Source organism: Pseudoalteromonas sp. BZK2 (assembly GCF_014349195.1).
GTDB classification, from domain to species: domain Bacteria; phylum Pseudomonadota; class Gammaproteobacteria; order Enterobacterales; family Alteromonadaceae; genus Pseudoalteromonas; species Pseudoalteromonas simplex.
In genome coordinates, this window is sequence record NZ_JACSOG010000015.1 from 74,197 (window position 1) to 94,222 (window position 20,026).

Sequence of the window (20,026 nt, forward strand, 5' to 3'; positions counted from 1 at the left end):
TTGGAACGTCAATGACTAAGTTCTTTTCTAGTATAACCATTTTTTTATTTTTGAGCTTTATCTTGTTTAGCCACTGCGCTTATTCACAGGTTAAACGGTTATCAACCAGCGAAGGCTTATCGCAAAGTTATGTAAACACCATGCTCATTGATAACAGTGGCTATCTTTGGCTATCAACTGAGGGGGGGCTTAATCGCTACGACGGCTATCAGGTTGTTCATATCAAAGGACCTAATGGTGAGCTTGAAGATGCCATCATTGACCGTATTTACCAAGATCCTCAAGGCTATATTTGGATAGCTTCGCTACAAGCGGGTTTATTCCGTTATGATCCCACTTCCGATACTTATCAGCAGTTTATTGCTAAACCCACCACAGAAGAGCAAATTTTTATTGAGTCGGTGTTTAGTATGGTGGCTGTTGATGACAAAACACTATGGCTTGGTCGGGGTTGGGACTTTGCCAAGTTGGATTTAGAAACAAAACAAGTCACTTCAATTTTTGAAATCCCTGAGCGTGTAAAAAGCAGTGTTATAAGAGAGCTGTATGCTTATAACGGATTCATTTTTATGGGCACAAGTAATGGCGCTTATGTATATCAAATTGCTAGCGGTGAGGTTCGTAAGCTTGAGCACTTACAGCAAAAACCAAGTCATATTTATCAAAATTATGTGAAATCATTTGCAGTAATCGATCAAACAACTCTACTAGTCGGTGCTGTCAGAGGTTTGTATCAAGTTGATATCAGTAATTTAGAAGCGATGTTTGAGACTCCTAATAAGCCTTTCTCTAATAAAACCTTAATAAAAGATTTGAATATTTGGACCATTATTCAAGAAAAAGATGCGATTACTTTAGGTACGGATAAAGGGTTGTTTGAATATGACCTAGTAACAGCAGAGCTTAATAAAAATAAGCGTTTACGGGAAGGCGGCTATACGTTAGCTGATAACAGTATTATTGATGTTGTAAAAGATAAATCGGGTGGCATGTGGCTGGCGACAAAAAATGATGGGGCCTTTTATTTATCTTATGATAATTACAACTTTATTAATGTGACTGCTAACTCACTGAGAGGTGATGGTTTATCACATCACTCGATTTGGAGTATTGCGGAGTTTAAAAATAGGCTTTGGCTGGCCACACACAACGGTTTAACAGCGGTTGACTTACAGACTAACGAAAGTGAAGTGTTCTTAAAAGACTACCAAGTTGACTTAATAACGACAGAGTTCAGCGTTTACCAAATAATGCCCTATAAAGATAAGTTGTGGTTACACACTAACAGGGGAATTTTGAGTTTTGATCCAGACACAAAACAAGCGTCACCTGTTAAGGCTGCAAATCCTGAAAATCAGGTTTTAATAAACGACTGGGTGCATGGCATATTATTAATGCCCTCGGGTGATCTTTACTATGTCCACCCTGATTACGGCATGTTTGTATACAATATTGATAGCCAAAAAGTGACCCGACTTGGTGGGAAATTTGATGAATTTGAGCCATTTTTAGCTTATGGGTTCTTACCCGCCTTATCTTCTAAGCCCGATGCGCCTTTATTTTATAATGCAGGTATTTTATATCAGGTTGATCCGCAGTCTTTCGAGTTGACAACGATTTATACTGTTCCCGAGCAACACGAAAATGTAGCCGTTAATGTGATGTCATACATCATAGATAATAACAATGTACTGTGGTTATCGCTTTCTAACTTTGGCTTGATCGGCCTAGATGCTAGCACTTATGAGCATATCTATACCATTGACCTTGAAAAAAATAAATTAGGAACCTTGTTATATGACATGGTACTTGATGAAGCGGGTATGATTTGGATGAGCAGCCATAAAGGCCTTTGGCGGCTTAATCCTAATAATCTTCATTTTCAACAATTTACAGGCTCGGAGGGGCTATTCTCTACAGAGTTTAATAGTGGTGCTTTCACAAAGCTTGAGTCAGGGCAAATTGTATATGGAACGCTCAAAGGGTTTACTTACTTTTCTCCTATGGATAACCACTACCAGCAAGCTTTAATTGATCACGTTAATATTACTAATCTTGATTTAATGTCTCGTGATCTACCTGCCGAGCTAAAGCAGCCTATTGATAGTGTCGTTCTTGAGCATGATGACATAGGTCTAGAAGTTGCCTTTTCGGCAATGGCATTTAATTATCAAGAACGTATCATTTATGAGTATCAACTCGGTGATGGTCAAAAAACCTATACCCGTAACAACAACCGGGTGTTATTCCCAAAACTTAGTGCGGGTAAGTATCAACTCAAAGTATGGGCAAAAGATCCATTAACAGGGGAGTTAACGCCACCCGCTATATTAAATATTGAAGTAAAGTACCCACTTTGGCGTGCTCCGCAATTCATTGTTTTGTATGTTTTATTAGTTGCACTTTTTGTCGCTGCTTGGGTTTTTAGACGAAATCGTATGCAACAAATTTTGCTTGCCGCCCATAAAGAAAGTAAAGAAAGTGAAGCACGCTTAAAGTTAGCGCTTGAAGGGAGTCATTCAGGTGTGTGGGATTGGTCTTCACAAAGTCCAATTATATATCAACCGCGCCTTAAGAATGAGCTAGGCTATGAAACAGACAGTGTTAATTTAGATGATTACTTAGCAAGAATTCACCCTCACGATAAGCAAACTTTCCGCTTAGAGTGGTTAGAGTTTTTATCAACACAAAAAGGTTATTTTAATTGCACCTACCGGTTACGCCATGCTGATGGCAATTGGCGCTGGTATAAAGATTTTGGCAAAGTAGTTGAGTGGCAAGATAATGCGCCAGAAAAAGTAGCCGGTACCTATACCAATATGACACGAGAGCTCGTATTTGAAGAAAACGCGCGCTTGTTTGGTGCAGCGTTTGAGCAAACTCGCGATTGGGTGTTTATCTTAGATAAAAATCTGCGAATTCGAGCTACTAACAAATCATTTCAAGATGCATTTGGTTTTCCGGCTGAACCTCGTTCTAGTCGCTCGCTAACACTCGGTTTGTCTATTGCTGCCCGCATACATTATTTAAGAGTGATGCAAAAGCTGCAGTCTGGCGAGCATTTCTCAGCTGAAGACGTTGTAGAGGTAGCAACTGGTGAAAAGCGCCAAGTATTAATTAAAATTAGTGCTGTTGCAGGAAGTAATCGTCAGCTAGATAGTTACGTCATAATCGTGACTGATATTAGCGCGCAAAAACTGGCGGAGAGTGAATTACATTTATTGGCTAACTATGACGCCTTAACAGGTTTGCCAAATAAAACCTTATTTAATGACCGAGTTAATCATGCAATTGAGCAAGCTGCTTATCATCAAAATAAAGTCGCTTTGCTAAATATTAATATTAAACGCTTTAAATATTTTAATGATTCACTCGGTCGGGAAGAGTCAGACGAGTTACTGAAACGTGTTGCTAAACGTCTAAAGCAAGTTCTCAGACCGCAAGATAGTCTTGCACGTTTTGATGGTGATGAGTTTGTTATTTTAGCTGAAGACTTTAAACAAGTAGAAGAGCTTTTATCATTGTGTGGACGAGTGATGGATAGTGTTGAATCGCATATCGAGCTCAGCCAACAAGCAGTAAAAGTAAACTTCAGTGTGGGAGTTGCTGTTTATCCTGATGATGCGCAAACCACCAAAGCATTATTAAAAGCATCTAATGTGGCTCTGTATCACGCCAAACAACTGGTCGAAGGTGGTTATCAGTTTTATAAGCAAGAAATGAACTTACAAGTGCAACGTACTTTGCATTTAGAATCGCAGTTAAGTAAAGCTTACCAAGAGCATGAGTTTTGTAATTTTTATCAGCCAATAGTCAGTGCTGAGTCACGCCAAGTCGCGGGGCTAGAAGTACTTTTACGTTGGCCAAATAAAGATGAATATAAGCCTGAAGATTTTGCGAACGCGGCAGAAAGCTCAGGGTTAATTACCAAAATAATGCTGCAGACTTTATCACGAGCTTTGATTGAGCTTCGTCAATGGCGCACGACGCATCCTGATTTATATATTTCGATTAATTTATCTGCTCTTGATTTTGAAAGTGTAAACTTAGTTGAAAATATTCATAAGGCGCTTGAAGCTAGTAAAGTGCCTGCCAGTGCGGTGGTTTTTGAAATTACTGAATCAGTCATGATGCATGATTCAGATAAAGCACAGCAGAGCATGGATAAACTCAAGGCCCTTGGTTGTCGGATTTATATGGATGACTTTGGAACTGGCTATGCGTCACTGACCTACTTAAAACGCTTTCCGGTTGATGTGCTAAAAATTGATAAAAGCTTTGTTAATGATATTGGTATTGATAAAGGTGATGAAGCGATTATCAACTCAACGCTTACGCTGGCAAAAAGCTTGGGTAAAGAATGTGTTGCCGAAGGCGTTGAAAACCGCACTCAATTGCAGTTCTTACGCTCTTTAGGCTGTGAGTACTTTCAAGGTTATCTATTTAGTAAACCTGTAGCAGGTGATGAAGTAAAAGCGCTTTTAGACACCCTGTGGGATGATGAGTTTTTAGGGTAAAGCCAAAGCTTTACCCTTTATTTAATCTTGGCGTTTACCGCAGTGGCGGCAATATAAATTACGATTGCGGTTTTTAAGTTCGTTATGAATCGCTTTGTTCGCCTCTTGCTGACTTAAGCCTAGTTTATAGCGTAAGTTCTCTAAATGTTCTTCTTCAACTGGCGATAAGTGGCCGTCTTCAATGGCTTCATGTACTGCATCGGTAAACACTTGTCTGCGTTTACGTAACTGTTCAGAAAAGCTTGAAGCTAGCAAACCAGTTGGAATTGCCACCATGCCCATACTCACTAGTGTGATAGCACCACCAAATAAGCGGCCTAGAGGAGTCACAGGCACCACATCGCCATAACCAACGGTTGTAAGTGTCACCATGGCCCACCACATTGCAGCAGGTATAGAGCCAAATTTATCGGGCTGCACATCATGTTCAATTAAATAAATACCGCATGAGGCGATGATCAAGACCACGGCCATTATAAAAAATGCAGCAAGCAGTGAACTGCTTTCTTCTTTAAACGAGTTTAGTAATAGCTGCATCGCTCTTGAATAACGAGTGAGCTTAAAAATACGCATTAACCTAAGTACTCGTAAGAAACGTAAATCAACACTCACAAACATCATTAGAATGGTGGGTAAAATCGCAATGAGATCAATCAGCGCCATGGGCGAGAAGAAATACCTAATACGAATCTTTGAGTTTCTCAGCGTGCTTTCTTTGTGCACGCTTTTATCTACACATGACCAAAGCCTGAGCACATATTCTAGGCTGAAAATAGCAACAGAAATCAGCTCAATCATTAAAAATTCATAATGATACTGCTTTGCTAAAGGGCCAACCGACTCCAAAACAATTGCCACTACATTGATCATGATCAGCGACATCAAAAACACGTCAAGTGCGCGTCCTACACGTCGATATTTACCATTACCTTCAAAAACTCGTGCAGTGTAATTTCTTAAACGATGCAAAATAATGATCCAGTTTTAGTTAAGTTTTAGCACCATATTAATGCTGCCTTCTTCAAAGTCGCGGGTGATCTTAAACCCAAGTTTTCTTGCCAGCTCAATCATGCCAGTATTTTCAGGTAAAGTGATCCCTGAAATTTGTTTAACGCCTTGGTTTTTACAATGCTCAATCGCCGCATTCATTAATATTGTACCAAGCCCTAAACCTTGGCAATCAGAGCGCACCACAATTGCAAACTCAGCATCGAGCTTGTCTGGATCCATCAACACTCGAGATACCCCTAATGTACAGGCTGAACCATTTTGCTCTTGGCTGACAATAAACGCCATTTCTCGGTCATAATCAATTTGCGTCATTTTCGCGAGCTGATCATGATTAAATTGCGGTAATTCACCGAAGAAGCGCTTATATCTGTCTTCTTTGCTCAATGATTGATCAAACTCTAAGTGTGCTTGCTCATCTTCCGGTTTGATAGGTCTTAACTGTGCTTGGGTATTATTTTTAAGGGTTACTTCTTTAACTAATTCAATTGGGTAGGGACGAATACACAAGCGTTTACGGTTCGCTTTTGCTTTATAACGGCTAAGACCAATGGTCGCATCAAGGACCAAAAACTGCCCGTTACTGGCTAAAATTGGATTAAGTTCAACACTGGTGATATCAGGTTGATCGATAACCAGCTGCGAAATACGGGTGAGTAGGGCGCATAAACGGTATTTATCGACTTTTTCTGGTAGCACGCGGTCTTTAAGTACGCCTTTATCGTGCGCCGCAGCTATTAGGTATTTTGCCAAGTTCATATTAAGTGGCGGTAATGCCACTGCAGCTTGTGCGAACTCAAGTCCGGTGCCAGCTTCACCTAGTAAAATCACCGGACCAAAGTTAGGCTCTGTTTTGATGGCGATACGTAGCTCATTAGCACCCGCTCGCGGCGCCATTTTTTGCAGTGAGAAACCTTCAATATGGGCATCAGGGTAGGTGTTTTTGATTCGTAGCAGCATGGCAAAGGCTGTTTGCTCAACTTCTTGCGCATCATTTAAATTAAGGACAACACCACCGACTTCTGATTTAGAAGGAATACTTGGGCTAATTAGTTTTAACGCTACCGGAAAACCCAGCTCAATAGCTTGTTCTTTGGCTTCTGTTGGCGTGTAAGCAACCTCAGTTTGAATACAATCAATACCATAATGAGTGAGAATTTGACTAGCTTCATGGGTTGATAAATAGCTCTGCTCTTCGGCTAAAAACTCGCTCACCACAGAGCGTGCAGCGTCTTTATTTATTTTTGCATCATCGGTGTTTGATTCTGGTGTTTGTGTTAAATGCTTTTGGTTACGACGATAACTTACTAAGTGCATAAAGGCACCCACCGCACCTTCAGGTGTACGGTAGGTTGGAATAGCGTTATTGGTACAGACTTTACGTGCAGCATAGGCGGCATCTTCACCCATAAAGTTAGTCATAACATAAGGGCGAGCCATTTTTGGGATTTTTTCCAAGGTTTCAACAATGATCTCTGCATAATCTTCACTCGGTGCAAGTGCTGAAGGAGTATGGATGATCAGCAAGTTTTTGACTTCTTTGGCTTGTAGTAAGATTTCTAAGGCTTGTTGATAGCGTCTTGGCGCTGAGTCACCAAAAATATCCACCGGATTTGAGGTCATTTCTGATTGCGGGATGACTTTATTAAGCGCAGCTCTAGTCTCATCGCTGAGCTCCGCCAGCTTTCCTGAGCTTTGCAAGAGCGTATCCACAGCCATGACACCTGGGCCGCCGCCATTGGTTAAAATGGTTAGCTGCTCGACTTTAAGAAGTTTTGGGTGCATTGCCAGCGTTTGTGTCGCAGCGAAAAGCTCTCGTAAGTCGTTTACCCTAAGCATACCTGCTCGCTGAAATAGCGCATCATAGACTGCATCTGAGCTTTGTTTGCCACCAGTGTGTATTTCTGCAGCTAGGGCACCAGCACTGGTTTTACCGGTTTTAATGGCGATTACGGGTTTGCTAAACGCAGCGGCTCGCGCTGCGGAAATAAAGCTGCGAATATCTTCAATATTATCGATATATAACAAAATAGCTTTAGTTTTTGCATCTCGGCCTAAAAAGTCGAGTAACTCATCAAAGTCGATATCTAGGCAATCACCCACAGATACAAAATATGAAAAGCCAATTTCTTTGTTTTTCGCCCAATCTAGAATGGTTGAGCAAACAGCCGCAGATTGCGATACAAAAGCAAGCTTTCCTGGGCTTGCAACCGTATGTGAAAAGCTGGCATTTAAACCAATATGAGGAATAAGTAAGCCCAAACAATTAGGCCCAAGTAAAGAGACATTTGCCTCAGCAGCTGCTTCTTTTAATGCGTGCTTTTGGTCGACGTTTAAACCCGCTGCAATTACCACCGCATGTTTACAACCAAGTTCTCCAAGCTCATTAATGATGTTAATTAAAGTATTTTTATTAGTACAAATAACCGCAAGGTCGGGCACTTTAGGTAGTGCAGCAATGCTTGGGTAGGCTAATACCCCGTGTACAGCGCTGTGATTTAAACTAACAGGCATGATTGGGCCTTTAAAGCCCCCCTGTAGTAAATTACGCATCACCACAAAGCCCGCTCGGTTAGGGGAATTTGAGGCGCCAATCACCGCGACCGATTTAGGATTAAAAAATTGGCTAATACGTTTAACGCTCATGCTGTTTCCTTCGCTTGCGATGTTTGTTAAAACTTCAGGGTCTGTTAAGTTTAATACACTCAAACTAGAACCGACACGCTTCCAAAGTATTAAAAGTTATACTCATAAGATAACCTGTTTATAACTACTTTTCGAGTCAAAAACAGTGACCTACATCAAGGAGAAAAGCATGAATAAAGCGCAACCATTTAATATCGTTATTGCAGCGTGTGCATTGGCGGTCGGTTTGCTCGGATTAGGTTTTATATTGAAAAGTGCAGCCCTTGATGTAAAGGGCATGGAGCGCACAGTTCATGTTAAAGGGCTAGCAGAAATGGAAGTGCCAGCCGACACCGTTATCTGGCCGTTACAGTTTTCTGATGCCGATAACAACCTTGAAAAACTAGTGGGTCGAGTTGAAGAGAAAAGTGATGCGGTTGTGGCTTTTTTAAAACTACATGGTTTTAGTGATGAAGAAATCAGCCTTGGTAGCCAATCGATTATTGATAAACAAGCTCGCGAATATGGCGGCGAGAATCAGCAGTTTCGTTATATTGCTCGTAATAATGTCATTGTTTATTCAAATGATATTGAAAAAGTGCAAAATGCCTTAGGCGCAGTAAGCCAATTAGCCAAACAAGGCATTGCGATAGTACAAGATAATTACGAAACGCGGATTCAATATTTATTTAATGGCTTAAATGAAATTAAGCCAAATATGATTCAAGAAGCAACCGAAAAAGCCCGCGAAGTAGCAATGAAATTTGCCAAAGATTCACAGTCTAAATTAGGTAAAATTAAAACAGCGCGTCAGGGGCAGTTTTCAATTTCTGATAGAGATTCAAACACACCTCAGCTGAAAAAAGTGCGTGTAGTTACCAGTGTTGAATATTATCTATCTGACTAAACCCAATACCACAGATAAAGGTAGCCGCATGCGTGTGCACACAATCACCATGCGGCAAATCGCTCCAAGCATAAAGCCGCCACTAAACGCCACAGCCACCCCCAATAAGCCAAACTGATCTTTTAATAGTACTGCCATTAAAACCGTGACACTGGTTGCACCAAGTAAGACATACAAGTTGATAAGCGGGTTGCCTTTTAACTTGATCATGCTACTGGCTAAGATTCTTGCTGGTAATAACAGCTGCCCGAGTAACAGCAGCATTAAAATCCAAAATCCTTCTTGTAATTGGCTTTCGCCATAGAGAGTGAGTAGTGGCTTTGCGAGCAGGGCAAGTAGCAAAATAGCGGCAAAGTTAAAACGCCATACCACTTTCATTAACTCGCTAAGTTGCTGCTCGGTCGTCTCATCGGCCATTAAAATGGGTTTTAAATATTGGTTGGCGGCATTGCCTAAAATAGTCAGTAAGCCAGCAATCACTACTGCAGGAAAGAAGATACTCACGCCTTGTGCACCAAACCATTGATGCACCAGTAAGACATCGAGTTTTGCTACCAACACGGTGCCTGCACCACTGGCGAGCATGATCAATGAGTCTTTACACCATTGCTTGGTTTGGTAGCGGGCAGTGCTTGCAACGATCATTTTTTTGATTAACCAATATTGATAAATGACTACGCACAAGATGCTACAAAACAACAAGATACAAATCTCGACTAACGATAAGTCGCCACGTATCAAGTACACGAAAAAGCAAAACCCCGCTGTTAGCAATTCAAAAATACACTGCTGCGTTATCAAGCCAATTTTTGGTTTATTCAAAGCCACTAAAAAAGCCGATTGGCTTTGCATAATGGCGCCAATCGGCACCAGTAATAGTAAATAGGCCACATGCTCTTGAGCGCTTTGGTGCGGTGAAATAGCCTGAAAGCTAATCACCACAGCAGCGACAAAAATCACCCCGAATAAACACGATGCCGCTAAATAAACATGTTTTAAGCCGCGTAGTAAGTCATGTTGCTGAGCTTTGTAGAGCGGGTAGCTAATACGCATTAAAGATGATGCAAAGCCCATACTCGCAGGTAATAACAAAATTTCACACAGTGCGAGTAACGCCGCGAAAGTACCAAACTCATCAGTACTTAATAACCTTGCAAGGCACAAGGTAAGCACAATACGGCTACCATGGTTAAGGGCGGTAAAACTACTGAGCGATAAAAACGCTTTAACAACATCCTTATTCATGGAGTTATTGATTGAGCGCGTTTAATAACTGTGCCGTTGGCACTTGCAAATAGGCCGCGCAAAGCAGCACTTTACTGTCGCTACTCGTTGCTTGATTGGCACCATAAAATTGCTTAAGGGTATTTACCAAGGCGCTGACTGCGCTCGGGCTGTGACTTTGGTCGACTTCCATCATGGCTAATAATGCAGAGAATTCATGTTTGGCTAGCATCTGAGTCGTGCTGTTTAGCGCTATAAAGCAACCTATAGGAGTGAGCTGCTGCTTATTTAATGTTTTTAACGCAACACCCAAGCTTTCGTTGCTTTCAAATAACATTAACGAACGCAAGTAATTAAAGGGGAGGTTATCAGCCTGACACTGCGTAAATAAATGATGTAATAGGGTGTTACCTTGGTTGTCGGTAATACAAAAAGCATTTTGAAACTTAAGACCAGGCGTGAAAAAGCTCAGTTTATCGATATCATCAATTAAGCCTACAGCTTCACTTGGCAGCGGGCTTGCTTCGAGTAAATGCGCTGCCACATTTTGTAAAAACAAGTATTTAACTTCACTACTGCACGCTAATTGATAGATATGCTGTAATTGTGCCGCTTGCAAAACTCCCGATAAACTTTGGTAATCGGCAATGAGTTCTTTTAACTGATGATGTTGAAGTCGGCTGTTCAATTGCTCAATCGCGCTTTGCATGGAGATACTCGTTTTTTATTATTTATACATTTATAGCTCAACTACTTGTTTAAATAAATAAAAAAGGCCGCTGAGCGGCCTTTTTCAAGTCTTTATTGGTTAAGCTGCTTGTTTCTTAGCAACCCATTGGTCAACAAACTTCTCTAGTACATTTAATGGTACTGCACCATTTTTAAGTACTACATCGTGGAATTCACGAATATCGAATTTATCGCCTAGTTTTTCTTTAGCCGCTTCACGAAGCTCTAAAATTTTCAACATACCTACTTTGTATGCCGTTGCTTGTGAAGGCATTACAATGTGACGCTCAACCATTTTAACGCCATCAGACGTCGCATTCGGTGTGTTATTTACGTAGTAGTCGATACCTTCTTGACGTGTCCACTTCATTGCGTGGATACCTGTATCTACTACTAGGCGACATGCGCGCCATAATTCCATCGCAAGACGACCAAAGTCTGAATAAGGGTCTTCGTATAAGCCCATTTCTTTTGGTACTAGCTCAGAGTATAAACCCCAACCTTCAACATACGCTGTGTAGCCGCCAAACTTACGGAACTTAGGTACACCTTCAAGCTCTTGCGCGATAGCAATTTGCATGTGGTGACCTGGAATACCTTCGTGGTATGCAAGTGCTTCCATTTGGTATGTTGGCATTGCTTCCATGTCGTAAAGGTTTGCGTAATAAATACCTGGGCGTGAGCCATCTGGCGCAGGTTGTTGGTAGAACGCTTTACCTGCTGCTTTTTCACGGAATGCTTCAACTGCTTTAACTTTAAGGTCAGCTTTTGGCTTAACAATGAATAGCTCGTCTAGACGAGATTTCATGTTATCGATAAGCGCTGTTGCTTCATCAAGGTAGCGTTGTTTACCTTCAGCGGTGTTAGGGTAGTAGAACTGCTTATCAGTTTTCATGAATTGCATGAATGCTTTAAGGTCACCTTTAAAGCCTACTTTATCTTTGATTGCACGCATTTCGTCGTGAATGCGCGCGACTTCAGCTAAACCGATAGTGTGGATTTCTTTCGCTGTTAAATCAGTTGTTGTGGTACGTGCTAAAGCGTTGTTGTAGAACGCTTCGCCGTCAGGGAATTTCCAAGCACCATCACGGTCATCAGCGCGTTTTTCTAACTGAGCTAAGAAGTTAATTAGCTTAGTGTAAGAAGGTTTTACTGCTGCTTTTAAGGCTTTTTCAGCGTCGCTGATAAGTGCAGATTTTTCGCTGTCGGCAATCTCTAATGCATTAACTTTACGTTTAAAGTCAGCTAGTAACGTTGAGTCTTCACCGTCATGGAATGGTGCGCCGCGTAAGATATTATTGCTTGAATCAATCACGTGTGGGAAAACAAATTTAGGCGCGATAATGCCTTTATCTGCACGTACTTCAAGGTCTTTGATTAGTTGATCAATAACCGTTGTAACACCATTTAAACGTGAGATATACGCTTTAGCATCAGATACATCGGCAATTTGATGTTGGTTGATTAAAAATGCAGGTATCATCGAGTGAACACCAAACATTTGGTTCACAGGGTAGTTGTAATGGCGCCATTTGAAATCAGCAATTTCGTTTTCTAAATCTTGCTTTTTAAGGTCATAGCTTACTTTTGTTGCGTCATCTAATAGGTCGCGGTTAATTGCGTTAAGCGCAACTAGGTCAGCTTTAGTTTGTTCAAAGTCTTCTAAAACGCGCTCTTCGCTGCCATCATCCCATTTGTCGTAATCTTTTTTGATGCCCATGTATGTTTGATAAATAGGGCTTTTCATTACATCACGGTTAAAAGTATCTTCGAAGAAGGCGTTAGCTTTATCGATTTCACTTTGTACAGGTTGGCTTTGTACACTTGGTGCAGGCTTCGGTTGCTCTTGCATTTGTTGGCAGCCGCCAAGCAATGCAACACTTACCGCCGCAGCGATGAAGGTCAGTTTACGCATTATCGTTCCTTTGTAGTTGTTAGAAATTTAATTATAATTCTTAAACGAATAATTCTAGCAGGTCATTTAAAAAGCGATGGCCTTTTTGGCTTACCTGCCAGTTATCTTTATCATCAATTAGTAAGCCTTTTGCAATTGCCTCAGTCAAGGCTTGTTCCTGACTTTGCAGTGACAAACTTGTAAGCAAAGGTAAATCAGCTTTGGGGCAGGGTTCGACTAAACGAAAACGATTCATAAAGAATTCAAAAGCTAAGTCGTCTTCTGCTACTTGCCATTGCTGATATAAATACGGTTTGGCAAGATCCATATAACCTCGTGGGTGTTTTACTTTCACCGTACGGGTGATGACTTTATTTTCATCAGTAATTTTACCATGGGCACCGCAACCGATACCGAGATAATCGCCAAATCGCCAATAATTCAAGTTATGACGGCATTGGTAACCGGGCTTCGCGTAGCCTGAGATCTCGTATTGCTCATAACCTGCTGCTGCGAGTAACGCTTGACCTTGTTCTTGAATATCCCAAAGGGTGTCGTCATGAGGTAAGGTCGGTGGCTTAGAAGCAAACTGCGTATTTGGCTCAATGGTTAGTTGATACCAAGAGATATGAGGAGGATTAAGGGCAATAATTTTTTCAAGGTCGCTCAAGGCATCTTCAACAGATTGCCCTGGCAAGCCATGCATTAAATCAAGATTAAAGCTGTTTAGCCCCGCTTGGTGTGCTTGTTTAGCCGCATAACTTGCTTCATCAGCACCATGAATACGGCCAAGGGCTTTTAGCTTGTCATTTTGCATGCTTTGCACACCAATTGAAATACGATTGATGCCAGCGGCAACATATTCTTTAAAGCGACCTGTTTCGACAGTACCTGGGTTTGCCTCTAGGGTAATTTCACAGTCATCAGTTAGACCAATTAATTTATCTACTTCACCAAGTAGGCGAGTATAAGCGTCACCGGTTAATAAGCTTGGCGTGCCGCCGCCAATAAAAATGCTGTGGATTTTACGTCCTTGCACCAAGTGCAAATCGGCCTTGAGATCATCAATAAGATGCTGAACGTATTCTTTTTCGGGGATTGTGCCTTTTTGACCATGGCTATTAAAGTCACAGTATGGGCACTTTTGCACGCACCAAGGCACGTGCACATATAAACTTAAAGGCGGTAAACTCACAGGCCGCCTTTTTGCTGCAATTGCGCAAGTAGTTGTTTTAAAGCCTGGCCGCGATGGCTAAGGGCATTTTTTTGCTCTTTAGTTAACTGAGCGCTAGTGCATTGCTCAGACGGTACATAAAACACCGGATCATAACCAAACCCACCCTGACCATCTTGGCTATGAGTGATTTCGCCTTCCCAACTGGCACTACAAATAAGCGGTGTTGGATCGTCGGCGTGGCGCATTAATACTAATACACACCAAAAACGCGCACTACGAACAGGATTATCAGCAAGCTCTTTTAGTAACTTGTCGATATTATCTTGATCGCTAGCACCCGCACCGGCAAAGCGTGCAGAGTACACACCTGGCGCACCATTTAGGCCGTCTACTTCAAGGCCTGAGTCATCAGCAATCGCAGGCATGCCTGTGATCTTTGCTGCATGGCGCGCTTTAATAATGGCGTTTTCAACAAATGTGGTGCCTGTTTCAGGCACGTCTGGCACTTGAAAATCGCTTTGTGGAACCACGTTAATATTAAGTGGGCTGAGCATGCTTGCCAGCTCTTTTACTTTGCCAGGGTTACCCGTGGCTAAAACCAAGGTGTTGTTCATAGGTCTATTAATCTACGTAAAATTTTTGCTGAAATTTCAGCGTTTGTACTTTGCCGTTTTGATTAATTTCGATATCAAAACGGTAAATTTCTTCGTTGCTGTAATCGATTTGCGCGAGGTAATAAATCGCATCGCCTTCAACAACTTCTTTAAATGTAAGCTGCTTTTTATTACCAAGTAGGTTACGTGCAGTGCCAGTTAAAGTTGCTGTCTGCGCTGTTTTATCGCTGTTTTTTAATACCGAAATATTAATAATTCCTTTGCTAGGGCTACGCTCTAAATCATAGTTTTTAGCAATGTTTGGCTGAATAAAAGTCGATGGAAATGCAATGTAATGAACTTCCCAAGGGCCAAGAACCTTGTACTGGGCGCCTGCTTGTTCATCAGCTTTGGCAAAGGTTGTAAATAAACTCAATACAATCAAAGAAAAATAAATAAATTGCTTCATGGTATATCTCACTTAACAAAAGAGGCCTTTCGGCCCCTTACTGCTTCACGTTAAACGCTTAGCCAATTAAATCCATTACTAAAAACTGTAAAAACTGTAGACCAATAATCAACACTAAGATTGATAGGTCTAGACCACCTAGTGGTGGGATAATCTTACGAATAGGGCGCAACATTGGCTCAGTTAGCTGGTGGAATACAGCCTCAATTGGGTTGTAACCTTGGCTTACCCAGCTCAGTAAAGCACGAATAATTAATACCCAAAATAGTAAGTTTAAACCTTCTTTAATTACTGTAATTAACGCTTGAATAAATACCGGACCTGGCGCCCAAGCGTTATAAAACATCAGAAAAATAACACTGAGTTTGGCTACAGCAACTAAATAAGCAAGCACTAACGAGGCAATATCAAAGCCACCCACTCCTGGGATGATTTTACGAAGTGGGTTCACTGCGAACGAAGTGGCTTTCACCACAAACTGGCTCATAGGATTGTAAAAGTCAGCTTTTGCCGCTTGTAACCAAAAGCGTAAAAGGACCACCATTAAAAAGAGATCAAAAATAATCCCAACTAAAAAGTGCATGGCTTGCATAGTTTTACCTTCAAAAAGTAAGCTTAAAGTTCTTTTTCCATCGCTTCAGCGCGAGCGATACAGGCATCCATTGCATCTGCAACAGTACCGACTAAACCTTGTGATTTAAGATGCTCAACAGCTTCGTGAGTCGTACCACCTTTAGAGGTTACGTTTGCACGTAGCTGAGAAATACTGATGTCTGGTTGCGACAGTGCCATTTCGGCTGCACCCAGTGCTGTTTGTTGTACTAAACGGCGTGCATCTTCATCGCTAAAACCAAGTGCTTTCGCTTTTTCTTCAATTGCTTCCATAAATAAGAAGAAGTAAGCAGGTGATGAGCCTGTAACAGCGATGATGTCGTTGATTTGTGACTCTTGCTCAACCCACACAACAATGCCTGTACACTCAAAAACTTGTTGTACAAACTGGTGCTCTTCAGCGGTTTCACCCGCGCCATACAAACCAGAAACACCACGACCGAGTAATGATGGTGTATTTGGCATACAACGCACCATTTTCACATCTTGCCCTAGCATTTCACGTAGACGGTTTACGGTAAGACCTGCTGCCACTGAAATAAATAGCTTGTCGCTAAAATCAACGCCTGAGTCTTGGAATGATTGGCAAAGATCGCCCATCATTTGTGGTTTAACAGATAAGACAATCACATCAGCATCGCGAAGTGCCGCGTTGTTATCCGCGGTAGTTTGCACCCCGAAATCAGCAGCAACCTTAGCTAATTTTTCTTGGTTGCGATTGGTTGCAATGATGTTTTTTGCTGCAAAACCGTTCTTTACCATGCCGCCAATGATGGCGTAGCTCATGTTACCCGTGCCTATAAATGCGATTTTTTTGTCTGACATATGTCTGTTATCACCTTTTAATTTCGTTGGCCAAATATATCCGTGCCAATGCGTACCATGGTTGAACCCGCTGCAATCGCCGCTTCAACATCGTTACTCATACCCATCGACAAGGTGTCTACTTGGGGATATTGGGCCTTTAGTTTATCAAAGCAAGCGCTTAATTGCTCAAAATATTGTAATTGTAGCTGGGCATCGTCGGTTTTGGCAGGAATCGCCATCACACCGCGCAGGCATAAATTAGGGCATTGACTGATAAATTCGGCCAGTGCCATTAGCTCGTCTGGGTGGCAGCCTGACTTAGCCTCTTCTAAACTAATATTAACTTGAATTAATACATTGAGTGGGGCTTTGTCGGCTGGTCGTTGCTCATTAAGACGTTTTGCAATTTTAGTGCGGTCAACACTTTGTACCCAATCAAAATGCGTGGCTACTTGGGCACTTTTATTTGATTGAATAGGGCCGATAAAGTGCCAAATAATGTCTTTATAATCAGCCAATGCTGTGATTTTTGTTACCGCTTCTTGAACGTATGATTCGCCAAACTGGCGTTGTCCATGCTTATAGGCAGCAATAATATCGTCGGCAGGTTTTGTTTTTGAAACAGCCAATAGGTTGATTGATTGCTCATCGCGGTGATTATTTTTTGCAGCTTGAGCAATTCTTGCGTAGGCGGATGTAAGTCGTTCTGCTATTGTAACCATATAATTATCAGTTGGTTGTGGAGTCATAAATGGATATTACCGAATTATTGGCCTTTAGTGTGCAACACAAAGCCTCGGATTTACACTTGTCATCAGGCGTATCACCTATGATACGTGTCGATGGTGATGTGCGTCGTATTAATATTCCAGCATTAGAACAAAAAGATGTAAATAGTCTGGTATACGATATTATGAACGATAATCAGCGTAAGGACTATGAACAAAATCTCGAAGTGGATTTTTCTTTCGAAGTGCCAAACCTTGCGCGTTTTCGTGTTAACGCATTTAATTCAAACCGTGGTCCTGCGGCGGTGTTTCGTACTATCCCAAGTGATGTTTTAACGTTGGATGATTTAGGTGCGCCTGATATTTTTAAAACCATTGCCGATAACCCTCGTGGTTTGGTGCTAGTCACTGGGCCAACGGGTTCGGGTAAATCAACGACTTTGGCGGCGATGGTCGATTACATTAACCAAACAAAACATCATCATATTTTAACTATCGAAGATCCTATCGAATTCGTACATGAAAATAAGCTAAGCCTTATTAACCAACGCGAAGTTCACCGTGATACGCATAGCTTCTCTAATGCACTTAGAAGTGCACTACGTGAAGATCCGGATGTAATCTTAGTGGGTGAGCTTCGTGACCTTGAAACAATCCGCTTAGCAATGACTGCGGCAGAAACGGGGCACTTAGTGTTTGGAACCTTGCATACTACCTCTGCACCAAAAACCATTGACCGTATTATTGACGTGTTCCCAGGTGAAGAAAAAGACATGGTGCGTTCAATGTTGTCAGAATCATTGCGTGCCGTAATCTCGCAAACTTTACTTAAAAAGGTAGGCGGCGGCCGAGTAGCAGCCCATGAAATCATGATCGGTATTCCTGCAATCCGAAATCTGATCCGTGAAGATAAAATTGCGCAAATGTACTCATCAATTCAAACTGGTGCATCGCATGGCATGCAGACCATGGACCAATGTTTAGGTAATTTGGTTAACTACGGCATTATTACTAATGTTGATGCGCGAGCTAAAGCGCAAGATAAAACCCAGTTTGGTGGCTAACGGAGCTATATAAAATGTCTTTACCTTTAAATCATTTTTTGCAAGTCATGATCGACAAAAAAGGCTCTGACTTGTTTGTTTCTAGCCAACTGCCAGTCAGTGCAAAAGTAAACGGTGAATTAATACCTTTAAGCGATGAAAAACTCTCAGATGAGGATTCACTCGCTTTGGTCGAGTCAGCAATGAACGACAAACAGCGCAAAGAGTTCCATGACAGCAAAGAATGTAACTTTGCGATTGCTACTGATGAAGGTCGTTTCCGTGTTTCTGCTTTTTGGCAACGAGACAGGGCTGGAATGGTTATTCGCCGTATCGTAACACAAATTCCTGATGTGAATGAACTTGGTTTGCCATCAACGTTAACCGACGTGATTATGGCAAAACGTGGATTAGTGCTATTTGTAGGTGGTACTGGTACGGGTAAGTCAACCTCGCTTGCTGCGCTTCTAGGTTATCGTAACCGCAATCAACGTGGTCATATTCTTACTATTGAAGATCCTATCGAATTTGTGCATGAGCACCGTAAAAGCATTATCACTCAACGTGAAGTTGGTCTTGATACAGAAAGCTTTGAATCAGCGCTGAAAAGCTCGTTGCGTCAAGCACCCGATGTGATCTTAATTGGTGAGATCCGCTCACAAGAAACCATGGAATATGCACTCAGCTTTGCAGAAACAGGTCACTTATGTGTCGCAACACTGCATGCGAACAATGCCAACCAAGCCATTGATCGTATCATGCATTTGGTGCCTAAAGAAAAGCACGATAAGTTAAAGTACGACCTTGCACTAAACCTTCGCGCCATTGTTGCTCAGCAGTTGGTGCCAACTGCCGATGGGGAAGGGCGTGTCGCTGCTATCGAAATTTTGCTTAACTCACCCATGGTGGCAGAGCTTATTAAAAAAGGCGATATCGGTTCTATTAAAGAGACTATGGCTAAATCGAAAGAAATGGGCATGCAGACCTTTGACCAAGCATTATTTGAGCTTTATAAACAGCGCCGCATTAACTATGCTGATGCGCTGCACCATGCTGACTCGCCAAATGACTTACGTTTAATGATTAAGCTACAAAACAACGAACAAAAAGGGGCTGGTTTCTTACAGGGTGTGACTATTGATGGTCTTGACGAAAAAGGTAAATCTTAGTTAAAACAAAAGGGAATTACATGCCAGCACTGTCTGTGCTGGCACTCTTTAAATACGTTGAAGGCGCCTACTCACCATAAAACTGCTCAAAAAAGCTTTCTAAGATAATCACAGCAGACATGTTATCAACATTACCTTTGCCAAGGTTTCGGTAGCCACCTTGTTCGAATAAACGCGCTTTTGCGTCTGCGGTGGTTAGTCGTTCGTCTTGCGTTTCAACCGGTATAGCAAAGTGGTTGTGTAAGCGGTTAGCGAACTTCTTAGCTTTAAAGGTAACTTCTTGATTGGTGCCATCCATATTAAGCGGTAAACCAACCACCATTAAATCTGGTTGCCACTCGTTCACTTGTTTTTTAATTAGTTGCCAATCTGGAATACCATCTTTCGCTTTTACAGCTTGTAAACTTGATGCTGTTCCTGTGAGCTCTTGACCAATGGCAATACCAATACTTTTGGTGCCAAAGTCAAAACCCATTACGGTGCGTTCACCGAGTGCCTTAAACGTTCGTTTTGTCATATTTTTA

General features: G+C 41.7%; 16 protein-coding genes. 4 read left to right on the forward strand and 12 right to left on the reverse strand.

The window, feature by feature from the left end; genetic code table 11:
* Positions 1-11: 11 nt before the first annotated feature.
* Positions 12-4,517 (forward strand): EAL domain-containing protein, encoded by a 4,506-nt coding sequence (locus tag BIZ38_RS11230; RefSeq protein ID WP_138616266.1) that lies wholly within the window; start codon positions 12-14, stop codon positions 4,515-4,517.
* 21 nt (positions 4,518-4,538) lie between these two features.
* Here BIZ38_RS11230 and BIZ38_RS11235 read toward each other — a convergent pair whose 3' ends face one another.
* Together BIZ38_RS11235 and BIZ38_RS11240 are read right to left on the reverse strand one after the other, a co-directional pair.
* Complete coding sequence (locus tag BIZ38_RS11235; protein WP_138598883.1) at positions 4,539-5,492, reverse strand: ion transporter; 954 nt, start codon at positions 5,490-5,492, stop codon at positions 4,539-4,541.
* A gap of 9 nt (positions 5,493-5,501) precedes the next feature.
* A complete protein-coding gene (locus BIZ38_RS11240) occupies positions 5,502-8,171 on the reverse strand; it encodes a bifunctional acetate--CoA ligase family protein/GNAT family N-acetyltransferase (RefSeq protein ID WP_054552675.1) in 2,670 nt (889 codons plus the stop codon).
* A 169-nt stretch (positions 8,172-8,340) separates the two neighbouring features.
* On the opposite strand from BIZ38_RS11240, the gene BIZ38_RS11245 reads away from it, so the two are divergent.
* Positions 8,341-9,057, forward strand: a complete 717-nt coding sequence (locus BIZ38_RS11245) for an SIMPL domain-containing protein (protein ID WP_054552674.1) — start codon at positions 8,341-8,343, stop codon at positions 9,055-9,057.
* Here the strand turns inward: BIZ38_RS11245 and BIZ38_RS11250 are convergent.
* The 9 genes from BIZ38_RS11250 to BIZ38_RS11290 form a co-directional block, all read right to left on the reverse strand.
* A complete protein-coding gene (locus BIZ38_RS11250; RefSeq protein WP_138616268.1) occupies positions 9,046-10,302 on the reverse strand; it encodes a lipopolysaccharide biosynthesis protein in 1,257 nt (418 codons plus the stop codon). The genes BIZ38_RS11245 and BIZ38_RS11250 overlap by 12 nt on opposite strands.
* A gap of 4 nt (positions 10,303-10,306) precedes the next feature.
* A complete protein-coding gene (locus BIZ38_RS11255; RefSeq protein WP_138598886.1) occupies positions 10,307-10,990 on the reverse strand; it encodes a hypothetical protein in 684 nt (227 codons plus the stop codon).
* Positions 10,991-11,089: 99 nt separating this feature from the next.
* Entirely contained in the window at positions 11,090-12,925 is a 1,836-nt protein-coding gene (locus BIZ38_RS11260) for a DUF885 domain-containing protein (protein WP_138598887.1), read from the reverse strand.
* A gap of 40 nt (positions 12,926-12,965) precedes the next feature.
* Positions 12,966-14,099, reverse strand: a complete 1,134-nt coding sequence (hemW, locus tag BIZ38_RS11265; RefSeq protein WP_138616270.1) for a radical SAM family heme chaperone HemW — start codon at positions 14,097-14,099, stop codon at positions 12,966-12,968.
* Positions 14,096-14,695 carry an XTP/dITP diphosphatase gene (locus BIZ38_RS11270; protein WP_058586594.1) on the reverse strand — a complete coding sequence of 200 codons (600 nt, stop codon included), beginning with the start codon at positions 14,693-14,695 and terminating at the stop codon, positions 14,096-14,098. Before BIZ38_RS11270 ends, hemW begins: the two co-directional genes overlap by 4 nt.
* A gap of 7 nt (positions 14,696-14,702) precedes the next feature.
* Positions 14,703-15,143 carry a DUF4426 domain-containing protein gene (locus tag BIZ38_RS11275; protein ID WP_054562744.1) on the reverse strand — a complete coding sequence of 147 codons (441 nt, stop codon included), beginning with the start codon at positions 15,141-15,143 and terminating at the stop codon, positions 14,703-14,705.
* Between the two features lie 58 nt (positions 15,144-15,201).
* A complete protein-coding gene (locus BIZ38_RS11280; RefSeq protein WP_054552667.1) occupies positions 15,202-15,735 on the reverse strand; it encodes a YggT family protein in 534 nt (177 codons plus the stop codon).
* A 23-nt stretch (positions 15,736-15,758) separates the two neighbouring features.
* Entirely contained in the window at positions 15,759-16,580 is an 822-nt protein-coding gene (proC, locus tag BIZ38_RS11285) for a pyrroline-5-carboxylate reductase (RefSeq protein ID WP_138616272.1), read from the reverse strand.
* Positions 16,581-16,597: 17 nt separating this feature from the next.
* Positions 16,598-17,311, reverse strand: a complete 714-nt coding sequence (locus BIZ38_RS11290) for a YggS family pyridoxal phosphate-dependent enzyme (protein WP_187490293.1) — start codon at positions 17,309-17,311, stop codon at positions 16,598-16,600.
* Positions 17,312-17,313: 2 nt separating this feature from the next.
* Between BIZ38_RS11290 and BIZ38_RS11295 the strand changes: the two genes are divergently transcribed.
* Together BIZ38_RS11295 and BIZ38_RS11300 are read left to right on the forward strand one after the other, a co-directional pair.
* Positions 17,314-18,354 carry a type IV pilus twitching motility protein PilT gene (locus BIZ38_RS11295; protein WP_054552664.1) on the forward strand — a complete coding sequence of 347 codons (1,041 nt, stop codon included), beginning with the start codon at positions 17,314-17,316 and terminating at the stop codon, positions 18,352-18,354.
* 14 nt (positions 18,355-18,368) lie between these two features.
* Entirely contained in the window at positions 18,369-19,502 is a 1,134-nt protein-coding gene (locus BIZ38_RS11300; RefSeq protein ID WP_054552663.1) for a PilT/PilU family type 4a pilus ATPase, read from the forward strand.
* Between the two features lie 67 nt (positions 19,503-19,569).
* Here the strand turns inward: BIZ38_RS11300 and ruvX are convergent, their stop codons facing one another.
* On the reverse strand, positions 19,570-20,019 hold the full coding sequence (gene ruvX, locus BIZ38_RS11305) for a Holliday junction resolvase RuvX (RefSeq protein WP_187490294.1): 450 nt from the start codon (positions 20,017-20,019) through the stop codon (positions 19,570-19,572).
* Positions 20,020-20,026 lie beyond the last annotated feature (7 nt).

Excerpts from the sequence above, each read along its gene's own strand:
- BIZ38_RS11270 (WP_058586594.1), bottom strand. The coding sequence starts at position 14,695 with ATGAACAACACCTTGGTTTTAGCCACGGGTAACCCTGGCAAAGTAAAA.
- BIZ38_RS11255 (WP_138598886.1), bottom strand. The coding sequence starts at position 10,990 with ATGCAAAGCGCGATTGAGCAATTGAACAGCCGACTTCAACATCATCAG.
- BIZ38_RS11280 (WP_054552667.1), bottom strand. The coding sequence starts at position 15,735 with ATGCAAGCCATGCACTTTTTAGTTGGGATTATTTTTGATCTCTTTTTA.
- BIZ38_RS11245 (WP_054552674.1), top strand. The coding sequence starts at position 8,341 with ATGAATAAAGCGCAACCATTTAATATCGTTATTGCAGCGTGTGCATTG.
- BIZ38_RS11230 (WP_138616266.1), top strand. The coding sequence starts at position 12 with ATGACTAAGTTCTTTTCTAGTATAACCATTTTTTTATTTTTGAGCTTT.
- BIZ38_RS11250 (WP_138616268.1), bottom strand. The coding sequence starts at position 10,302 with ATGAATAAGGATGTTGTTAAAGCGTTTTTATCGCTCAGTAGTTTTACC.
- BIZ38_RS11240 (WP_054552675.1), bottom strand. The coding sequence starts at position 8,171 with ATGAGCGTTAAACGTATTAGCCAATTTTTTAATCCTAAATCGGTCGCG.
- BIZ38_RS11300 (WP_054552663.1), top strand. The coding sequence starts at position 18,369 with ATGTCTTTACCTTTAAATCATTTTTTGCAAGTCATGATCGACAAAAAA.
- ruvX (WP_187490294.1), bottom strand. The coding sequence starts at position 20,019 with ATGACAAAACGAACGTTTAAGGCACTCGGTGAACGCACCGTAATGGGT.
- BIZ38_RS11275 (WP_054562744.1), bottom strand. The coding sequence starts at position 15,143 with ATGAAGCAATTTATTTATTTTTCTTTGATTGTATTGAGTTTATTTACA.
- BIZ38_RS11290 (WP_187490293.1), bottom strand. The coding sequence starts at position 17,311 with ATGACTCCACAACCAACTGATAATTATATGGTTACAATAGCAGAACGA.
- BIZ38_RS11295 (WP_054552664.1), top strand. The coding sequence starts at position 17,314 with ATGGATATTACCGAATTATTGGCCTTTAGTGTGCAACACAAAGCCTCG.
- BIZ38_RS11260 (WP_138598887.1), bottom strand. The coding sequence starts at position 12,925 with ATGCGTAAACTGACCTTCATCGCTGCGGCGGTAAGTGTTGCATTGCTT.
- proC (WP_138616272.1), bottom strand. The coding sequence starts at position 16,580 with ATGTCAGACAAAAAAATCGCATTTATAGGCACGGGTAACATGAGCTAC.